At 70.8% G+C, this 16,439-nt stretch carries 16 protein-coding genes; all 16 read right to left on the minus strand.

The window, feature by feature from the left end; all coding sequences use genetic code 11:
• Positions 1 to 29 precede the first annotated feature (29 nt).
• A complete protein-coding gene (gene der / locus B2W79_RS17335) occupies positions 30 to 1,550 on the minus strand; it encodes a ribosome biogenesis GTPase Der (RefSeq protein ID WP_025105139.1) in 1,521 nt (506 codons plus the stop codon).
• Positions 1,543 to 2,241 (minus strand): (d)CMP kinase, encoded by a 699-nt coding sequence (gene cmk / locus B2W79_RS17340; protein WP_292791782.1) that lies wholly within the window; start codon positions 2,239 to 2,241, stop codon positions 1,543 to 1,545. Before cmk ends, der begins: the two co-directional genes overlap by 8 nt.
• On the minus strand, positions 2,234 to 3,370 hold the full coding sequence (locus B2W79_RS17345) for a prephenate dehydrogenase (protein ID WP_292791786.1): 1,137 nt from the start codon (positions 3,368 to 3,370) through the stop codon (positions 2,234 to 2,236). Before B2W79_RS17345 ends, cmk begins: the two co-directional genes overlap by 8 nt.
• Positions 3,367 to 4,164, minus strand: coding sequence for a pseudouridine synthase (locus B2W79_RS17350; RefSeq protein ID WP_292791789.1), 798 nt, complete (start codon positions 4,162 to 4,164; stop codon positions 3,367 to 3,369). Before B2W79_RS17350 ends, B2W79_RS17345 begins: the two co-directional genes overlap by 4 nt.
• Positions 4,161 to 4,784, minus strand: a complete 624-nt coding sequence (gene scpB, locus B2W79_RS17355) for an SMC-Scp complex subunit ScpB (RefSeq protein WP_292791792.1) — start codon at positions 4,782 to 4,784, stop codon at positions 4,161 to 4,163. Before scpB ends, B2W79_RS17350 begins: the two co-directional genes overlap by 4 nt.
• Complete coding sequence (locus tag B2W79_RS17360; RefSeq protein WP_292791795.1) at positions 4,774 to 5,649, minus strand: segregation and condensation protein A; 876 nt, start codon at positions 5,647 to 5,649, stop codon at positions 4,774 to 4,776. The genes scpB and B2W79_RS17360 overlap by 11 nt, the downstream gene beginning before the upstream one ends.
• A complete protein-coding gene (locus tag B2W79_RS17365; protein WP_164498181.1) occupies positions 5,633 to 6,466 on the minus strand; it encodes a ParA family protein in 834 nt (277 codons plus the stop codon). The genes B2W79_RS17360 and B2W79_RS17365 overlap by 17 nt, the downstream gene beginning before the upstream one ends.
• Positions 6,467 to 6,626: 160 nt before the next feature.
• Positions 6,627 to 7,529: a site-specific tyrosine recombinase XerD gene (xerD, locus tag B2W79_RS17370; protein WP_071329890.1), complete on the minus strand. Its 903-nt coding sequence runs from the start codon at positions 7,527 to 7,529 to the stop codon at positions 6,627 to 6,629.
• 2 nt (positions 7,530 to 7,531) lie between these two features.
• Positions 7,532 to 8,128, minus strand: a complete 597-nt coding sequence (locus B2W79_RS17375; protein ID WP_292791799.1) for an NUDIX domain-containing protein — start codon at positions 8,126 to 8,128, stop codon at positions 7,532 to 7,534.
• Positions 8,121 to 9,815: a CTP synthase gene (locus B2W79_RS17380; protein ID WP_292791802.1), complete on the minus strand. Its 1,695-nt coding sequence runs from the start codon at positions 9,813 to 9,815 to the stop codon at positions 8,121 to 8,123. Before B2W79_RS17380 ends, B2W79_RS17375 begins: the two co-directional genes overlap by 8 nt.
• 26 nt (positions 9,816 to 9,841) lie before the next feature.
• The gene (gene recN, locus B2W79_RS17385; protein ID WP_292791805.1) at positions 9,842 to 11,524 is read right to left on the minus strand and encodes a DNA repair protein RecN; all 1,683 of its coding nucleotides are present in this window, start codon (positions 11,522 to 11,524) and stop codon (positions 9,842 to 9,844) included.
• Positions 11,521 to 12,441 (minus strand): NAD kinase, encoded by a 921-nt coding sequence (locus tag B2W79_RS17390; RefSeq protein ID WP_292791808.1) that lies wholly within the window; start codon positions 12,439 to 12,441, stop codon positions 11,521 to 11,523. Before B2W79_RS17390 ends, recN begins: the two co-directional genes overlap by 4 nt.
• Positions 12,438 to 13,235: a TlyA family RNA methyltransferase gene (locus B2W79_RS17395; RefSeq protein WP_292791811.1), complete on the minus strand. Its 798-nt coding sequence runs from the start codon at positions 13,233 to 13,235 to the stop codon at positions 12,438 to 12,440. The genes B2W79_RS17390 and B2W79_RS17395 overlap by 4 nt, the downstream gene beginning before the upstream one ends.
• The gene (locus B2W79_RS17400; RefSeq protein WP_292791814.1) at positions 13,232 to 13,411 is read right to left on the minus strand and encodes a hypothetical protein; all 180 of its coding nucleotides are present in this window, start codon (positions 13,409 to 13,411) and stop codon (positions 13,232 to 13,234) included. The genes B2W79_RS17395 and B2W79_RS17400 overlap by 4 nt, the downstream gene beginning before the upstream one ends.
• Positions 13,412 to 13,461: 50 nt before the next feature.
• Complete coding sequence (locus tag B2W79_RS17405) at positions 13,462 to 14,511, minus strand: HAD-IIA family hydrolase (RefSeq protein ID WP_396654757.1); 1,050 nt, start codon at positions 14,509 to 14,511, stop codon at positions 13,462 to 13,464.
• Positions 14,511 to 16,355: a primosomal protein gene (locus tag B2W79_RS17410; RefSeq protein WP_292791821.1), complete on the minus strand. Its 1,845-nt coding sequence runs from the start codon at positions 16,353 to 16,355 to the stop codon at positions 14,511 to 14,513. The genes B2W79_RS17405 and B2W79_RS17410 overlap by 1 nt, the downstream gene beginning before the upstream one ends.
• Positions 16,356 to 16,439 lie beyond the last annotated feature (84 nt).

Consider the following 16,439-nt stretch of genomic DNA (forward strand, 5'->3'; position numbering starts at 1 on the left):
GCCACCGCCGCGACATGCGCGGCAACGAGTCAGCGCTGGCGACGCTCCCGCACGCGCATGTTGATGACGATCGGCGTGCCCTCGAACGGGTACAGCTCGCGCAGGCGGCGCTGGATGAACCGGCGGTAGCCCGGGTCGAGGAAACCTGTCGTGAACAGCACGAACGTCGGCGGACGGGTCGAGGCCTGCGTCCCGAAGAGGATGCGCGGCTGCTTCCCTCCGCGCACCGGGTGCGGGTGCTCGGCGACGAGCTCGGCGAGGAACGCGTTGAACTTCCCGGTCGGGATGCGGCGGTCCCAGTTCTCCAGCGCCATCTCGAGCGCCGGGACGAGCTTGTCGAGGTGACGACCCGTCTTCGCCGAGATGTTGACCCGCGGAGCCCAGGCCACGTGGGCGAGGTCCTGCTCGATCTCGCGCTCCAGGTAACGGCGGCGGTCGGCGTTCTCCAGGTCGTCGTCGTTGAGGCGATCCCACTTGTTGAACGCCAGGACGAGCGCGCGACCCGACTCGAGCACGAGGTCGATGATCCGCACGTCCTGCTCGCTGATCGACTCCGACACGTCGAGGACGACGATCGCGACCTCCGCCTTCTCCAGCGCGGCCGAGGTGCGCAGCGACGCGTAGAAGTCGGCACCCTGCGCCATGTGCACGCGGCGACGGATACCGGCCGTGTCGACGAGGCGCCACATCTTGCCGCCCAGCTCCACGACCTCGTCCACGGGGTCGCGAGTGGTGCCGGCGAGATCGTTGACGACGACGCGCTCCTCCCCCGCGGCCTTGTTCAGCAGCGAGGACTTGCCGACGTTCGGGCGTCCGAGGATCGCGACGCGGCGCGGACCGCCGATCTCCTGCTTCGCCACCGCGGAGATCTCCGGCAGCTTCGTCAGCACGGCGTCGAGGAGGTCGGCGACACCACGACCGTGGATCGCGGAGACCGGGTGCGGCTCCCCGAGACCCAGGTTCCACAGGGCGGCCGCTTCCGGCTCCTGACGCGCGTCGTCGATCTTGTTGGCGACGAGGAAGACCGGCTTGCCGCTCTTGCGCAGCAGCTTCACGACGTGTTCGTCGGTCGACGTGGCGCCCACCATGGCGTCCACGACGAACAGCACGACGTCGGAGAGGTCGATCGCGACCTCGGCCTGTGCCGCGACCGAACGGTCGATGCCGCGGGCGTCTGGCTCCCACCCGCCGGTGTCGACGACCGTGAAGCGGCGGTCGTTCCACTCGGCCTTGTACGTGACGCGGTCGCGGGTGACGCCGGGGGTGTCCTCCACGACGGCCTCGCGACGGCCGAGGATCCGGTTCACGAGCGCGGACTTGCCCACGTTCGGGCGCCCGACGATCGCCACCACCGGGAGCGCCGGCAGGAACTCGATGCCGTCCTCGCCCAGTGCCACGCCGGCGAGGAGCGCGGCGTCCTCGTCGTCGAGCTCGTAGTCGGCGAGCCCGGCGCGCAGGGTCTCCGCGCGCTGTTCGGCGAGCTGGTCATCGATCTGCTCAAGCTTCTCGGCGAGCTGGTCGGGACCGCCTTCGTATTCGTCGTCAGCCACGGTCTGCTCCTCGGAGTCGTTCGATCACCGAGAGGACGGCGTCGATGGTCTGGGGGAAATCGAGTGCGGTCGAGTCGACGACCTCCACGCCTTCCGCGGCGTTGAGGAAGTCGACGACGGCACTGTCGGAGGCGTCGCGCTTGTGCAGCGCGTCCGCGACGGCGGCGGCGTTCTCGCCGGCGAGCTCGCCCGCGCGGCGTGCGGCCCGCACCTCCGGCGCCGCGGTCAGCAGGATGCGCACGGGCGCATCCGGTGCCACGACGGTCGTGATGTCGCGTCCTTCGACGACGACGGCCGGGTACGGTGCCTCGGCGACCAGCGCCCGGAAGAGCTCGTTGACCTGGGTGCGCACCTCCGGCACGCGGGCCACGCCGCTCACGGCACCGGACACACGGGGTTCGCGGATCGCCGCCGTCACGTCGACGTCGCCGACTCGCACCGTGCGGTCGTCGGGGTCGAGCCCGAGACGGACCGGGAAATCGGCGGCCGCAGCGCGCACGGCCTCGGCGTCGTCGGTGTCTGCACCGCGATCGAGCACATGCCAGGCGAGGGCCCGGTAGGCCGACCCGGTGTCGAGGTAGCCGAAGCCCTCGCGACGTGCGATCGCCTTGGAGACGCTCGACTTGCCGGACCCGGCGGGTCCGTCGATGGCGATGAACTTCGTGGCGGAGATGGTGGAGGTGTCAGTCATTGGTGTTCCCTGCGATGCGCCAGCCGCGTTCCTGGAGCCCGGTGATCGCGCCGTGCAGCGCCGCGGGGTCGACACTGATCTCGGCGAGGCCGAACTGCGCGCCCGGAGAGTGCTCCAGTCGCAGGTCCTCGACGTTGACGCCCAGCTCGCCGAGCTCGCCGAACAGGCGCCCCAGCTGACCGGCGGTGTCGTCGACCATGACGACCAGTGTCTCGAAGCGCCGGTTCTGCCCGTGCTTGCCGGGGAGGCGCTCGACGCCGTCGTTGCCCTGGCGGATGGTCTCCGCGAGCACGCGTCGGGCTCCGGGAGCACCGGGAGCCCGCAGCGCATCGGCGACCTCGCTCAGATCGGTCGCGAGCGCGTCGAGGATCTCGACGACGGGACCGGCGTTGGCGCCGAGGATCTGCACCCACAGTTCGGGAGCGGACGCGGCGATGCGCGTGGTGTCCCGCACCCCCTGCCCGGCCAGACGGAGAGCTCCCTCCTCGGCCCCGGCGAGACGCCCGGCGAGGAGACTCGCGACGACCTGCGGCACATGCGAGGTGAGGGCGACGGAGCGGTCGTGCTCCTCCGGAGTCATCTCCAGCGGCATCGCGCCGACGTCGAGCGCCAGCGCCTCGACCAGCGCGAGGTCCCGCGCGGCGGTGTCCTCGTCGCGGCACACGACCCACGGCCGCCCGATGAAGAGATCGGCCCTGGCCGAGATCGCCCCGCCGCGCTCGCGACCGGCGAGCGGGTGGGAGCCGATGTAGCGGGCGAGGTTCACGCCCCGCTCCCGGAGCGTGCGGAACGGCTCCAGCTTGACGCTCGCGACATCCGTCACGACAGCGTCGGGGTACCGCTCGAGCTCGGCCTGGATCACGTCGGCGGTCACGTCCGGCGGCACGGCCACGACGACGAGCACAGGCGCGTCGTCATCCTGCGGAAGGCGTCCGGCGCCGTAGTCGACGGCGAGGCGCAGCTGCGCGGGGGACGCGTCGGTGAGGACGACGTCGATGCCCTTCGCACGCAGGGCGTGGCCGACGCTGGCGCCGAGCAACCCGGCGCCGACGATGCGCACGGTGCCGGACAGACGCGGCGCCACGGCACCGGTCTTCCGCGCCGCGGGCGCACTCGTCGTCTGGGTCATTCGCTCTCCTGCTCGCCTGGCGCCTCGGCGACACCGGATTCCCGGCGCGCGAGAGTCAACAGCGCGCCGAGTTCGATTTTACTCAGTTCCCGCGTCCGGCCCGCCGGGAGGGTTCCCAGGTGCAGCGGACCGAACTGCCGCCGCACGAGTTCCGTCACCGGATGGCCGACCGCGGCCATCATCCGGCGCACGATCCGGTTGCGTCCCGAGTGCAGGGTGAGCTCGACGAGGCTCGAGCCGCGCGACGTGTCCAGCAGCCGGGCCTTGTCGGCGGCGATGGGGCCGTCCTCCAGCTCGATGCCCTTCGTGAGCTTCGAGATGGTCTGCGCCGTCACCGCGCCCTCGACCTTCGCGATGTAGACCTTGGTGACGCCGAAGGAGGGATGCGCGAGGACGTGCGCGAGCTCGCCGTCGTTGGTGAGCAGCAGCAGTCCGCTGGTCTCGGCGTCCAGACGCCCGACGTTGTACAGCCGCTCCTCGTAGTCCTTCGTGAAGCGTCGGAGATCGGGGCGTCCGCTCTCGTCGCGCATGCTGCTGACCACACCCGTCGGCTTGTTCAGCATCACGTAGCGCTTGGACACGTCGAGCTGCACCGCGGTGCCGTCCACGTCCACGAGGTCCCGCTCCGGATCGATGCGGCGGCCGAGCTCGGTGACCACCTGGCCGTTCACGCGGATGCGTCCCTCGACGATGTACTGCTCGACGACCCGACGGGAGGCGACGCCGGCCGCGGCGAGCACCTTCTGCAGTCGCACGCCCTCGGGGGCGCTGGAATCGTGGGCGTCGGTGGTCATCGGACCGTCCCTTCGTCGAAGCCGTCGGCGCCGTCGTCGAGGAGCGGCGAGATCGGCGGAAGCTCATCCAGAGAGTTGATACCAAGATGCTGGAGGAGTGCATCGGTGGTGCCGTAGTTGATCGCGCCGGTCTCGGAATCGGCGAACAGTTCGGTGATCAGCCCTCGCGCGAGGAGGGTGCGGACCACGGAGTCGACGTTGACCGCGCGGATCGAGGCCACCTGGCTCCGGGTGACCGGCTGCTTGTACGCGATGACGGCGAGCGTCTCCAGCGCCGCCTGGGAGAGTCGGGCCGGAGCCTGACCGCCGACGAACTCCGCCACGACCGGATCGAGGTCCTCGCGGACGTAGAGCCGCCATCCGCCGCCGACCTCCCGCAGCTCGAAGCCACGCCGCGGCCCCGCTCCCTGGCCGTCATAGTCCTCGACCAGTGACTCCACCGTCTGTCGCACGGCGGGCACCGGCGCGCCGACCGCCGCGGCGAGGGCCACCAGGCCGATCGGCTCGTCGACGATGAAGAGGATCGCCTCCACGCGCTCGCTGAGCGGGAGCTCGGCACCCGTCACGGCGTCGGGCTCCTCCTGGAGCCCGGTCTCTGCCGCGGTCACGTCATCGGTCATAGTCGGCCCCCAGGGTCGCGAGTGTCTCGTCCGACCAGGAGTCGGCGGCCCAGCGGAGCGTGAGCTCCCCGAGCGGTTCCAGTTGTTCGAAGGAGAGCGCCGCGTGCCGGTACAGCTCCAGCACCGAGATGAAGCGGGCCACGACGATGCCCGGCTCGGTGACGCCGGCGACCAGCTCGCGGAAGCTCAGCGATTCGGTGCCACGCAGCAGCGTGACGACGATGGCGGCCTGCTCGCGGATGCTGACCAGGGGTGCATGCAGATGGTCGAGGCCGACGTGCGGGATCTCCTTCGGCGCGAAGGCCAGGAGCGCCAGCGCCGCGAAGTCGTCGGGCGTGAGCGACCAGACGAGCTCGGGCGTCTGCTTCCGGTGCTTCTCCTCCAGCGGCACCGCACGCACATGGCGGCGGTCCTCCCGCTGCAGGCACCGCGAGAACCAGGCGGAGACCTCCTTGAACGCGCGGTACTGCAGGAGGCGGGCGAAGAGCAGGTCGCGCGCTTCGAGCAGGGCGACGGCCTCGGCGTCGACGAGCTCGCCCTGCGGCAGCAGGCCCGCGACCTTCATGTCGAGCAGGGTCGCGGCGACGACGAGGAACTCCGAGGCCTGATCCAGCTCCTCCTCGTCCTCCAAGTCGGCGAGGTACGCGATGAACTCGTTGGTGACGGCGCTCAGCGACACCTCGGTGATGTCCATCTCGTGTTTCGAGATGAGGTTCAGCAGGAGGTCGAAGGGGCCGTCGAAGTTCGACAGCGAGACGCGGAACCCGGCGGCGGCGTCGTCGGTCGAAGAAGACTCCGCGGTATCGACGGCGTCGGCGAGTGCCGGGACCTCAGCGGTTCCGAGCTCGTCAGGCGACGGCGCCACGGGCGACCAGCTCCCTGGCCAGCCGCAGGTATGCCTGTGCGGCCGCGTGCTCCGGAGCGAACTCGGTGATCGGGACCCCCGAGACCGACGCGTCCGGGAACTTCACGGTGCGGCCGATCACGGTCTCCAGCACGTCATCTCCGAACGCCTCCACGACGCGCTCCAGCACCTCGCGCGAGTGCAGCGTGCGCGGGTCGTACATGGTCGCCAGCAGCCCGTCCATCTCGATGGAGGGGTTCAGTCGATCGCGGACCTTGTCGATGGTCTCGATGAGGAGCGCGACACCGCGGAGCGCGAAGAACTCGCACTCGAGCGGGATGATGACGCCGTGCGCCGCCGTCAGCGCGTTCACGGTCAGCAGACCGAGCGACGGCTGGCAGTCGATGAGGATGACGTCGTACTCCCCCGCCACCTGCCGGAGCACGCGGGCCAGGATTGTCTCGCGGGCGACCTCGTTGACGAGGTGCACCTCCGCGGCGGAGAGGTCGATGTTCGCGGGGAGGACGTCGAGACCGGGCACGTTCGAGTGCACGATCGCGTCGTGCGCGTCGCGCTTCGTGTCGAGCAGGAGGTCGTAGACCGTCGGGACGTCGTGCGTCTGGATGCCGAGACCGGCGGACAGCGCGCCCTGTGGGTCGAAGTCCACGGCGAGCACCTTGCGGCCATACTCCGCGAGCGCGGCGGCGAGGTTGATCGAGGTCGTCGTCTTGCCGACGCCGCCCTTCTGGTTGCAGAGGGCGATGATGCGGGCCGGGCCGTGCGACTTCAGAGGCGCCGGGATCGGGAAGCCCTGGTACGGACGGCCGGTGGGTCCCATGGGGGTGTCGTCGGCCTTCTGCGCCTTCGCCCTGGACTTCGCCACTTTCTCAGCCACCGGTTCTCCTGCTCCTTCGTGCTTGCTCGATTGTAGCCGCCACGCGTTCCCCCGCCGTCCCGGCGCGCGGCGGGCGGTCACCGAACAGCCCTGGAGTGCGCGATCAGCGTGCGCGGGGATGCGAGGTCGCGTAGATGTCGCGGAGAGCATCCACCGACACGTGCGTGTAGATCTGCGTCGTCGCGACCGAGGAATGCCCCAGCAGCTCCTGCACCACCCGCACGTCGGCACCGCCCTGCAGGAGGTGCGTCGCGAACGAATGCCGCAGCGTGTGCGGGGAGACCTCGGCGGTGAGCTGTGCGCGCTCGGCAGCGGAACGGATCACCAGCCACGCGCTCTGTCGCGAGAGCGGGGCACCGCGCGCGCCGAGGAAGAGCCGGGCCGATGCACGGCCCTTCGCCGCGAGTTCCGGCCGGACCCGGGTGAGGTAGGCGTCGACGGCCGTGCGGGCGTACGAGCCCACCGGGACGATGCGCTCCTTCGAACCCTTGCCGCGCAGGCGCAGCACCTCGCCGTGCGCCATGTCGTCGACGTCGAGCCCGACCGCCTCCGACACCCGGGCACCGGTCGCGTAGAGCAGCTCCAGGAGCGCCCTGTCGCGGATGCCGAGCGGCTCCTCGGCCGACGGCGCGGCGAGCAGGCGCTCCACCTGGTCGATCGTGAGGGCTTTCGGCAGCCGGCGCGGGGTCTTCGGCGGGCGGAGCCGTCCGGTCGGATCGTCCGCCTCGATGCCCTCGCGGGCGAGGAACCGGTGCCAGCCGCGCACCGAGGACTGCAGGCGCGCCAGGCTCGTCGCGGCCGGCGGCGGCTCCGCAGACGCGCGGGCGGCGATGAAGCGGTCGACGACAGCGGGCGTGATGTCCGCGGTGTCGTCGATCCCCTCCGCTGTGAGCCAATCCCGGTAGCCCGCGAGATCCCGCCGGTAGGCGCCGACCGTGTGACTGCTGAGCCCGCGCTCGATCGTCACATGACGCAGGTACGCGTCGAGGGCGCGATCGAGCAGCATGCTCAGCTCCGGTCGCGCAGCCTCTGCGCGGCGGCCAGGACGCCGATGGAGAGGATGCCGTTGTGCAGGCGCCCCTCCAGGACTCCGGCGACGGCCTCCTCCAGCGGCACCCACGCGACGCGGATGTCGGCTTCCTCGTCCTCGCGGTCGTGCGCGGTCTCGGCGGCTGAGAGTCCGGTCGCGAGGAACACCCGGATGAGCTCGTCGTTGCCGCCGGGCGTCGTCCACGACGACACCAGGGGCTCCCAGTGGGCGGCGACGAGGTCGGCTTCCTCCGCGAGCTCGCGACGGGCGGCCGCCAGCGGCTCCTCCCCCGCGATGTCGAGGAGGCCGGCCGGCAGCTCCCAGTCGCGGTGACGGATCGGATGCCGGTACTGCTGGATGAGCAGCACCCGTCCTTCGTCGTCCAGCGCGAGGATCGCGACGGCCCCGGGATGGGCGACATACTGGCGCACGATCTCGCCGTCGCCGTAGCGGACCCGGTCGGAGCGGACGTCCCAGACATACCCCTCATAGACGAGGTCGCTGCTCAGGACCTCCGGCTCGAAGGGCTCGTCCCGCAGCGGCTCCGCGACGCCCGGCGCCTCCGACTCACTCATCGACGGGCACGTCGAACAGCTCGCTCGCGCGGTGACGCGCGATGGCGGCACCGACGAGACCGCGGAACAGCGGGTGCGGGTCGGTCGGACGCGAGCGGAGCTCCGGGTGCGCCTGCGTGGCGATGTAGTACGGGTGCACGTCGCGCGGCAGCTCGACGTACTCGACGAGGTCCAGCTCCGGGTTGAGGCCCGAGAACACCAGACCGGCCTCGGACAGGCGATCGCGGTAGGCGTTGTTGACCTCGTAGCGGTGACGGTGACGCTCGGACACCTCGGCGGTGCCGTAGACCTCACGCGCCAGCGAACCCTCCGCGAGAGCCGCCTTGTACAGGCCGAGGCGCATGGTGCCGCCGAGGTCGCCGCCGTCGAGGATCTCGATCTGCTCGGCCATGGTCGCGATGACGGGCTCCGCGGTGTCCGGGTCGAACTCGCTGGACGAGGCTCCGGCAATCCCGGCCACGTCGCGGGCGTACTCGATGACCATGCACTGCAGACCCAGGCAGAGGCCGAGGGTCGGGATGCCCTGCTCGCGGGCGAACTTCAGCGCACCCAGCTTGCCCTCGATGCCGCGGATGCCGAAGCCTCCGGGCACGCAGATGCCGTCCAGCTCGGCCAGCTGCTCCTGCGCGCCCTCGGGGGTCTCGCAGAGGTCGGACGGGATCCAGCGGATGTTGACCTTCGTCTCCTGCGCGAACCCGCCCGCCTTGAGGGCCTCGGTCACGGAGAGGTAGGCGTCCGGCAGGTCGATGTACTTGCCGACGAGACCGATCGTGACCTCGTGCTTCGGGTTGTGCACGGCGTGCAGCACCTTGTTCCAGCGCGTCCAGTCGACGTCGTCCGCCTTCTGGTCGAGGCCGAGGCGGCGCACGATGTAGGAGTCGAGGCCCTGCTCGTTGAGAGTCGACGGGATGTCGTAGATGCTCGGCAGGTCGACGGTGTTGATGACGCCTTCGACGTCGACGTCGCACATGAGGGCGATCTTGTTGCGGTTGCTCGCGCTCACCGGGCGGTCGCTGCGGAGCACGAGGGCATCGGGCTGGATACCGACCTGACGGAGGGCTGCGACCGAGTGCTGAGTCGGCTTGGTCTTCTGCTCGCCGGACGCACCCATGAACGGCACGAGCGAGACGTGCACGAAGAACACGCTGTCGCGGCCGAGCTCGTGACGAAGCTGGCGCGCGGACTCGAGGAACGGCTGCGACTCGATGTCGCCGACCGTGCCGCCGACCTCGGTGATGATCACGTCGGGACGCGGGTCCTCGGTCGCCTGCAGCCGCATGCGGCGCTTGATCTCGTCGGTGATGTGCGGGATGACCTGCACGGTGTCGCCGAGGTACTCGCCGCGACGCTCACGGGCGATCACCTGGGAGTAGATCTGGCCGGTCGTGACGTTGGCCGCCTCGGACAGGTTGATGTCGAGGAAGCGCTCGTAGTGGCCGATGTCGAGGTCGGTCTCCGCACCGTCGTCGGTGACGAACACCTCGCCGTGCTGGAACGGGTTCATGGTGCCCGGATCGACGTTCAGATACGGGTCGAGCTTCTGCATGACCACGCGGAGTCCGCGGGCCGTCAGGAGGTTGCCCAGGCTGGCCGCGGTGAGCCCCTTGCCCAAAGACGAAACGACACCACCAGTCACGAAGATGTGCTTGGTCGTGTCGTTCTTGGGCCCCGCAGAAGAAGAGTTCATCACGGGCTTCTATCCTAACAGTTCGTTCAGACGCCGAGGCTGAGAAGCTCGCGGGCGTGGGTGAGTGCGGCATCGGAATCCGCGAGTCCGGAGAGCAGACGAGCCATCTCGGCCTCGCGCTCCTCCCCGTCGAGCCGCCGCACGCTGGAGGCGGTGACGGCGCCGTCGTGCGATTTCACGACGGTGAGGTGGTTGTTCGCGAAGGCGGCGACCTGCGCGAGATGGGTGACGGCGATCACCTGCGACTTCTCGGCGAGTCGGGCGAGTCGCCGCCCGACCTCGATCGCCGCCGCGCCGCCGATGCCCGCGTCGACCTCGTCGAACACGAAGGTGGGCACCGGGTCGGTCGCCGCGATGACGACCTCGATCGCGAGCATCACCCGCGACAGCTCGCCGCCGGAGGCCCCCTTGGCCACGGAACGGGGTTCGGCGCCGGGGTGCGGGGCGAGCAGGATGGCGACGTCGTCGCGGCCGTGGGTGCTCTCGGGGCCAGGGGCCACGGAGACCTCCAGACGAGCGTCCGGCATCGCCAGGGCGTGGAGCTCGGCGGTCACGACTTCTCCGAGCCGGACGGCGGCCTCGCTCCGCGCCGCGGTGAGAGCATCGGCGCGGGTGTCGAGCTCCGCCCTGGCCTCGTCGCGCTCGGCGGAAAGGCGCTCCAGGCGCTCCCCGTCGTCGTCGAGCTCTGCCAGCCGCGCGGAACCGGTCTGCCACAGCGCCAGCGCCTCCGCCAGCGAACCGTGCTGACGGATGAGGACGCCGAGCGCGGCCCGGCGCTCCTCGACGGCGGCGAGCTCGTGGGGTCCGGACTCGTCGAGGTCGGCGAGGAAGCCGGAGAGCGCACCGGCGGCGTCGGCGATCCGGTAGCCGATGTCGGCAAGGGTCTCCGCGACCTCCGCCAGCTTCGGGTCCGACACGCGCTCGATCGCTCGGCGGGCTTCGGCGACCAGCGCCGAGGCATCCGGCTCGCCCTCCTCGTTCGAGAGAGTGCCGTGCGCCAGAGCTGCAGCAAGTCGCAGCTCCTCCGCGTTCGCGAGGCGCTCGGCACGGGCTGTCAGCTCCTCGTCCTCGCCCTCCTCCGGGGCGGTGGCTTCGATCAGGGCGAGATCCTCCCGCAGCCGGGCGGCCTCCTCGGCGCGCCGGTCGCGGTTCGCGGTGATGTCGATGATCTCGGCATCGAGCGTTCGCCAGCGCTCGAACGCGGCCTGGTACTCCTCCAGCGCCCGAGCGATCGGTTCACCGCCGAAGCGGTCGAGGGCGTCGCGCTGCGCGGCGGCCGACCGCAGCCGCAGCTGCTCGGACTGTCCGTGCACGACGATGAGCTCGTCCGCGAGCGAGGAGAGCACCCCCGCCGGCGCGGCGCGGCCGCCGACGCTCGCGCGACTGCGACCCTCGGCGCTGAGGGTGCGCGACACATACAGCTCGGCGGTGCCGGCACCGGCCGGCTCCAGCTCTCCGCCGGCCTCGGCCACGATGTCGGCGACCTCGCCGGTCTCAGGCACGATCCACACCCCCGCCACCGACGCCTGCGCCGCGCCCTTGCGCACAGCCCCCGAGTCGGCGCGCTGGCCGAGGAGCAACCCGAGTCCGGTGACGACCATGGTCTTGCCCGCGCCGGTCTCTCCGGTGATCGCCGTGAAGCCCGGGCCGAGCGGCAGGACGGCGTCGGCGATCACGCCGAGCCCCTGCATGCGCATCTCCTCGATCATGCGTCGCTCCTCCGCTCCTGCCCGCGCCAGCCCTCGACCGGCAGCTGGAACTTGCGGACGAGACGGTTCGTGAACGCGGTCGGGTGCAGGCGCGCGAGGCGGACCGGGCGCGACGAGCGACGCACCACGACGCGGGCGCCCGGCGGGAGGTCGTGGGAACGACGGCCGTCGCACCAGAGGATGCCGGAGCCGTCCGTCCGCTCCAGCATCTCGATGGCCACGGCCGCATCGGGGCTCACCACGAGCGGCTTCGCGAACAGGGCGTGTGCCGACAGCGGGACCACCGCGATGGCCTCGACCGTCGGCCAGATGACCGGTCCGCCGGCGGAGAAGTTGTAGGCGGTCGAGCCGGTCGGGGTGGAGATGACCATGCCATCGCAGCCGAAGCTCGACAGCGGCCGCCCGTCGATCTCGAGCACCACTTCGATCATGCGCTCGCGGCTCGCCTTCTCGACGGTCGCCTCGTTCAGGGCCCAGGTCTCGAAGACGACGCCCCCGGACCTGTCCTTGACGCGCACCGACAGGGCCAGGCGCTCCTCGACGTCGTAGTCGCGGGCGATGACACGGCGCATCGCGTCGTCCATGTCGTCGCGGTCGATCTCCGCGAGGAAGCCGACGTGTCCCATGTTGATGCCGAGCACCGGGGCGCCGCTGTCGCGGACGAGTTCCGCCGCACGGAGGATCGTGCCGTCGCCACCGAGCACGATCGCGAGTTCGAGGGACGCCGGACCGGCGGAGGCGTCCAGCACCTCGACGTTCGCGAAGAATGCATCAACCGCGGCGAGTTCCGCGTAGTCGTCGGCCGCCAGGACGGGGCGCACTCCCGCGCCCCGGAGGGCATCGACCACCCGACGGGCGGCCGCGACGGTGTCGACGCGACCCGCGTGGGCGACGACCAGGATCCTGCGCTCGTTCATCGTCCCCCTGCCAGCCGGTTGATGGTGTCCATCCATTCTGTCGGATTGCTCCCGCCGCCCGGCACGAGGTGCACGAGATACTCCGCATTGCCGTGAGTCCCGAGGATCGGGGAGGTGACGATCCCCGCCATCCCCATCCCCGCGTCCCAGGCACTCCACACCACGCGGGCGACGGCGTCGGCACGAGTGGCCGGGTCGGTGACGAGACCGCCGCGCACGGCCGTCCGCCCGACCTCGAACTGCGGTTTGACCAGCAGCAGCACGTCGGCGCCCGGCGCGGCCACCGCGACCACTGCGGGCAGTACGAGCTCGAGCGAGATGAAGGAGAGGTCGCCCACCACCAGTTCCGGCGGCGCGGACTCCCCCGTCGCTGCGGCGAGGCTGTCGCGCGTCATGTGCCGCACGTTGAAACCCTCGACCGCCGTGACGCCGGAGTCCGCGGCGACCGAGGGGGCGAGCTGGCCATGCCCGACGTCCACGGCGAGCACACGGCGCGCGCCGCGTTCCCGGAGCACCTGGGTGAACCCGCCGGTCGATGCCCCCATGTCGAGGGCCAGGCGCCCCTGCACCGGGATGCCGAAGCCGTCGAGGCCCGCAATGAGCTTGTGCGCGGCGCGGCTGACGTAGTGGTCGGCGCCGGCGACCGTGATCGTGTTCGAGTCGTCGACCGCCGTCGAGGCCTTGACGACCGGGCGGCCGTCGACGCTCACGAGGCCGTCGGCGATCAGGGTGGCGGCATGCGTGCGCGAACGGGCGAGTCCTCGGAGAGCGAGGGCGGCGTCGAGTCGCGTCATCGTGGTCCCGGGGTCTCCCGCTGTTCCAGCCGGGATCCGCTCTCGAGCCGTCGCGAGAGTTCGTCGTGCAGAGAAGAGTAGGCGTCTGCGCGTGCGGCGAGCGGCTGCCCTTCGATCAGGCGCAGACGACTCCACAGGCCGTCCGTCGGCGCGCTGGTCGTCGTCTCGTCGCTCACGATTCCACTGTACGCGGCACCGCCGACGGCCGACGGCTGCCACGCGTGGTTCAGGGGCGGTGGAACGGGTCGTCGTACAGCCGCTCCGGCACCCGCAGGACGAAGACGGGCGTGCCGGAAGCCCAGATGGCAGCGGCACCGGCGCGCAGCAGGTCGAGCTGGTCCCCGGACTCCGCCAGGATCTCGACATCCGCGCCGTGGACGCGGACGGCGGCACCGTTCACGTCGTAGACGCCGTCGGTCACCACGGGCTCGGGATACGGCTCGTGCAGGCCGCGCAGGTCACCGAGGATGTAGGTCGGGCGCGATCCCTCGGGCGCGGCGAGGACGTGCTTGGGACGGTCGATACCGGTCAGCACCAGGGCGGACTCGATCCCCGCACGGCTCGCACCCATGATGTCGGTGTCGAGACGGTCGCCGATGAAGAGCGCCTTCGTCGCCCCGAAGCGGGCGAGCGCCTCCTCGAAGATCGGAGTCTCCGGCTTGCCCGCCACCGTCGCCAGACGACCGATGGCCGTGTGGACGGCGGAGACGAGGGTGCCGTTCCCCGGCGCGACGCCGCGCTCGCGCGGGATCGTCCAGTCGGTGTTCGTGGCGATCCAGGGGATGCCGCCCTCGTCCTCGGGGACCTTGAGGGCGAACGCCGCCTCGGCGAGATCGGTCCAGGCCACCTCGGGGGCGAACCCCTGGACCACGGCCGACGGTGCATCCTCGGCGCTGCGTGTCACCGTGTAGCCGGCCTTCTGCACTTCATCGACGAGGCCGTCACCGCCGACGACGAGGATGGTCGCCGGCGCCGGCACGATCCCGGAAAGCAGACGCATCGCCGCCTGCGGGCTCGTGACGACGTCCTGCGGAGCGACATCGAGTCCGAGACTCGTGAGGTGCGCGGCCACGGAGGCGTCGGTGCGCGAGGCGTTGTTGGTGATGTAGCCGAGACGCACCGTGTGTGCCGCCGCGTTCAGACTCTCCACCGCATGCGGCAGAGCGCCGGGACCCGCGTAGACCACGCCGTCGAGATCAGCGAGGACGGTGTCGACGCCCTGGAGGGGCGTCTGTCCCACGGGTCGCTTCCGCGCCTTCGCTGTGAAGAGTCCCACTACGCCTCCGGCTTCTCGGATGCGGAGGGCGAGTCGTCCTCCGTCTCGTCATCCGTCTCGTCGTCCTCACCGAGAAGCTCGCGCACCTCGTCTTCGATGGACGGCTCGGCGGGCTCGGGGGTGTCGCTCGTGTCGTCGGCTTCGGTCGCGTCGTCGGCTTCGTCCTCGACAGAAGCCACGTCGGCTTCGGAGAACTCGGCTTCGGAGAACTCGTCCTCGATGAGGCTGTCCTCCACGTAGAGTTCCTCGTCGCCGGCCTCGTCCACGCCGAGAGCCTCAGCGGCGACCTCGGCGCGGTGCGCCCAGAACTCCGCCTCGTCGGTACGCCCGAGGTCCTCCAGCACGGCGGCCCGCGCGGCGAAGAGCGCGGGGCTCCACTCGAACGCGCGATCGGGATCAAGCTCCGGAATCTCGAGCTCGCCGAGGGCCAGCGCCAGGTCTCCCTGGTCCAGCCGAGCGCCCGACATCGCGATCGCGAGAGCCACGCGCACCGGGGTGGCGAGGGCCGACCGGTCCACGGCCCGGCCGGTCTCGAGCGCGCGGTCGGGACGCCCGATGCCGCGCTCGCTGTCGACCATGAGGGCGATCTGGTCGTCCTTGCCGGAGATCCGGCGATAGGTACGCAGCTCACGCAGGGCCAGGGCGAAGTCGCCCGTCGCGTAGGCGGTGATGCCGAGAGTCTCGCGGACGATAGCGATCCGGCCGGCACGACGCGAGGCCGCCAGCGCATGCTCGTGCGCCAGAGCGGGATCCTCGTCGATCAGCCGGGACGCCATCGCCAGGTGTCGGGCGACGAACTCGGCGTTCTCCTTGCTGAGCGTCTTCAGCTCGTTGCGCGCGGACGGGTGCAGGTCGCGTGCGGTGACCTCGTCCGGGAGGCGCGGCTCATCGAACCGCGGACGCTCGTTCGCCGCGTTGGCCGGACGTTCCCGGCCGGCGCCGCCACGCTGCGGGAAGGACCGCGAACGGTCGCTCCCCCGCTCACGCTCGAACCCGCCCTCGCGAGGCGGAGCGGAGTCACGGTTGTAACCACCCTCACGGCGAGGAGCGCCGTCGCGGTTGTAGCCACCTTCGCGACGAGGCGCACCACCGTCGCGGTTGTAGCCACCCTCACGACGCGGCGCACCATCGCGGTTGTAGCCACCCTCACGACGCGGCGCACCATCACGGTTGTAACCACCTTCGCGACGCGGAGCGCTGTCACGGTTGTATCCGCCTTCGCGACGCGGCGCACCACCATCGCGGTTGTAACCCCCCTCACGACGCGGCGCACCATCACGGTTGTAACCACCTTCGCGACGCGGAGCGCTGTCACGGTTGTAGCCACCTTCGCGACGAGGCGCACCACCATCGCGGTTGTAACCCCCCTCACGACGCGGCGCACCATCACGGTTGTTGTAACCGCCCTCACGACGCGGCCCACCATCGCGGTTGTAACCACCTTCGCGACGCGGGGCGCCACCGTCACGGTTGTAGCCACCTTCGCGACGCGGAGCACCATCGCGGTTGTAACCACCTTCGCGACGCGGGGCGCCGTCACGGTTGTTGTAGCCGCCTTCGCGACGCGGAGCACCACCATCGCGGTTGTAGCCGCCTTCACGGCGGGGGGCAGCACCGTCACGGTTGTTGTAGCCGCCCTCACGACGCGGAGCGCTGTCGCGGTTGTAACCGCCCTCACGACGCGGAGCACCACCATCGCGGTTGTAGCCGCCCTCACGACGCGGGCCGCGGTCGCCGAAGCGAGATGCGCCGTCGCGGTAGACGGGGCGACCTCCGGAAGGACGTTCGTTGCGCTGATTCCTGTCGTCGTTGCGACGCGGACGGCGCTCTTCCTCTTCCGGCATGGTGCTCCCTGTTCTCTTCGTTCCGTAAACGCAAAATGGCCACCCAACGATGGGTGGCCATTTTGTTTAAAAGGAGTCCGGCGG

Source organism: Microbacterium sp. UBA7513 (genome assembly GCF_002478345.1).
Taxonomy (GTDB): Bacteria; Actinomycetota; Actinomycetes; order Actinomycetales; family Microbacteriaceae; genus Microbacterium.

Excerpts from the sequence above, each read along its gene's own strand:
- recN (WP_292791805.1), bottom strand. The coding sequence starts at position 11,524 with ATGATCGAGGAGATGCGCATGCAGGGGCTCGGCGTGATCGCCGACGCC.
- B2W79_RS17380 (WP_292791802.1), bottom strand. The coding sequence starts at position 9,815 with ATGAACTCTTCTTCTGCGGGGCCCAAGAACGACACGACCAAGCACATC.
- B2W79_RS17410 (WP_292791821.1), bottom strand. The coding sequence starts at position 16,355 with ATGCCGGAAGAGGAAGAGCGCCGTCCGCGTCGCAACGACGACAGGAAT.
- B2W79_RS17365 (WP_164498181.1), bottom strand. The coding sequence starts at position 6,466 with ATGGGACCCACCGGCCGTCCGTACCAGGGCTTCCCGATCCCGGCGCCT.
- B2W79_RS17350 (WP_292791789.1), bottom strand. The coding sequence starts at position 4,164 with ATGACCACCGACGCCCACGATTCCAGCGCCCCCGAGGGCGTGCGACTG.
- xerD (WP_071329890.1), bottom strand. The coding sequence starts at position 7,529 with ATGCTGCTCGATCGCGCCCTCGACGCGTACCTGCGTCATGTGACGATC.
- B2W79_RS17375 (WP_292791799.1), bottom strand. The coding sequence starts at position 8,128 with ATGAGTGAGTCGGAGGCGCCGGGCGTCGCGGAGCCGCTGCGGGACGAG.
- scpB (WP_292791792.1), bottom strand. The coding sequence starts at position 4,784 with ATGACCGATGACGTGACCGCGGCAGAGACCGGGCTCCAGGAGGAGCCC.
- B2W79_RS17390 (WP_292791808.1), bottom strand. The coding sequence starts at position 12,441 with ATGAACGAGCGCAGGATCCTGGTCGTCGCCCACGCGGGTCGCGTCGAC.
- B2W79_RS17345 (WP_292791786.1), bottom strand. The coding sequence starts at position 3,370 with ATGACCCAGACGACGAGTGCGCCCGCGGCGCGGAAGACCGGTGCCGTG.
- cmk (WP_292791782.1), bottom strand. The coding sequence starts at position 2,241 with ATGACTGACACCTCCACCATCTCCGCCACGAAGTTCATCGCCATCGAC.
- B2W79_RS17395 (WP_292791811.1), bottom strand. The coding sequence starts at position 13,235 with ATGACGCGACTCGACGCCGCCCTCGCTCTCCGAGGACTCGCCCGTTCG.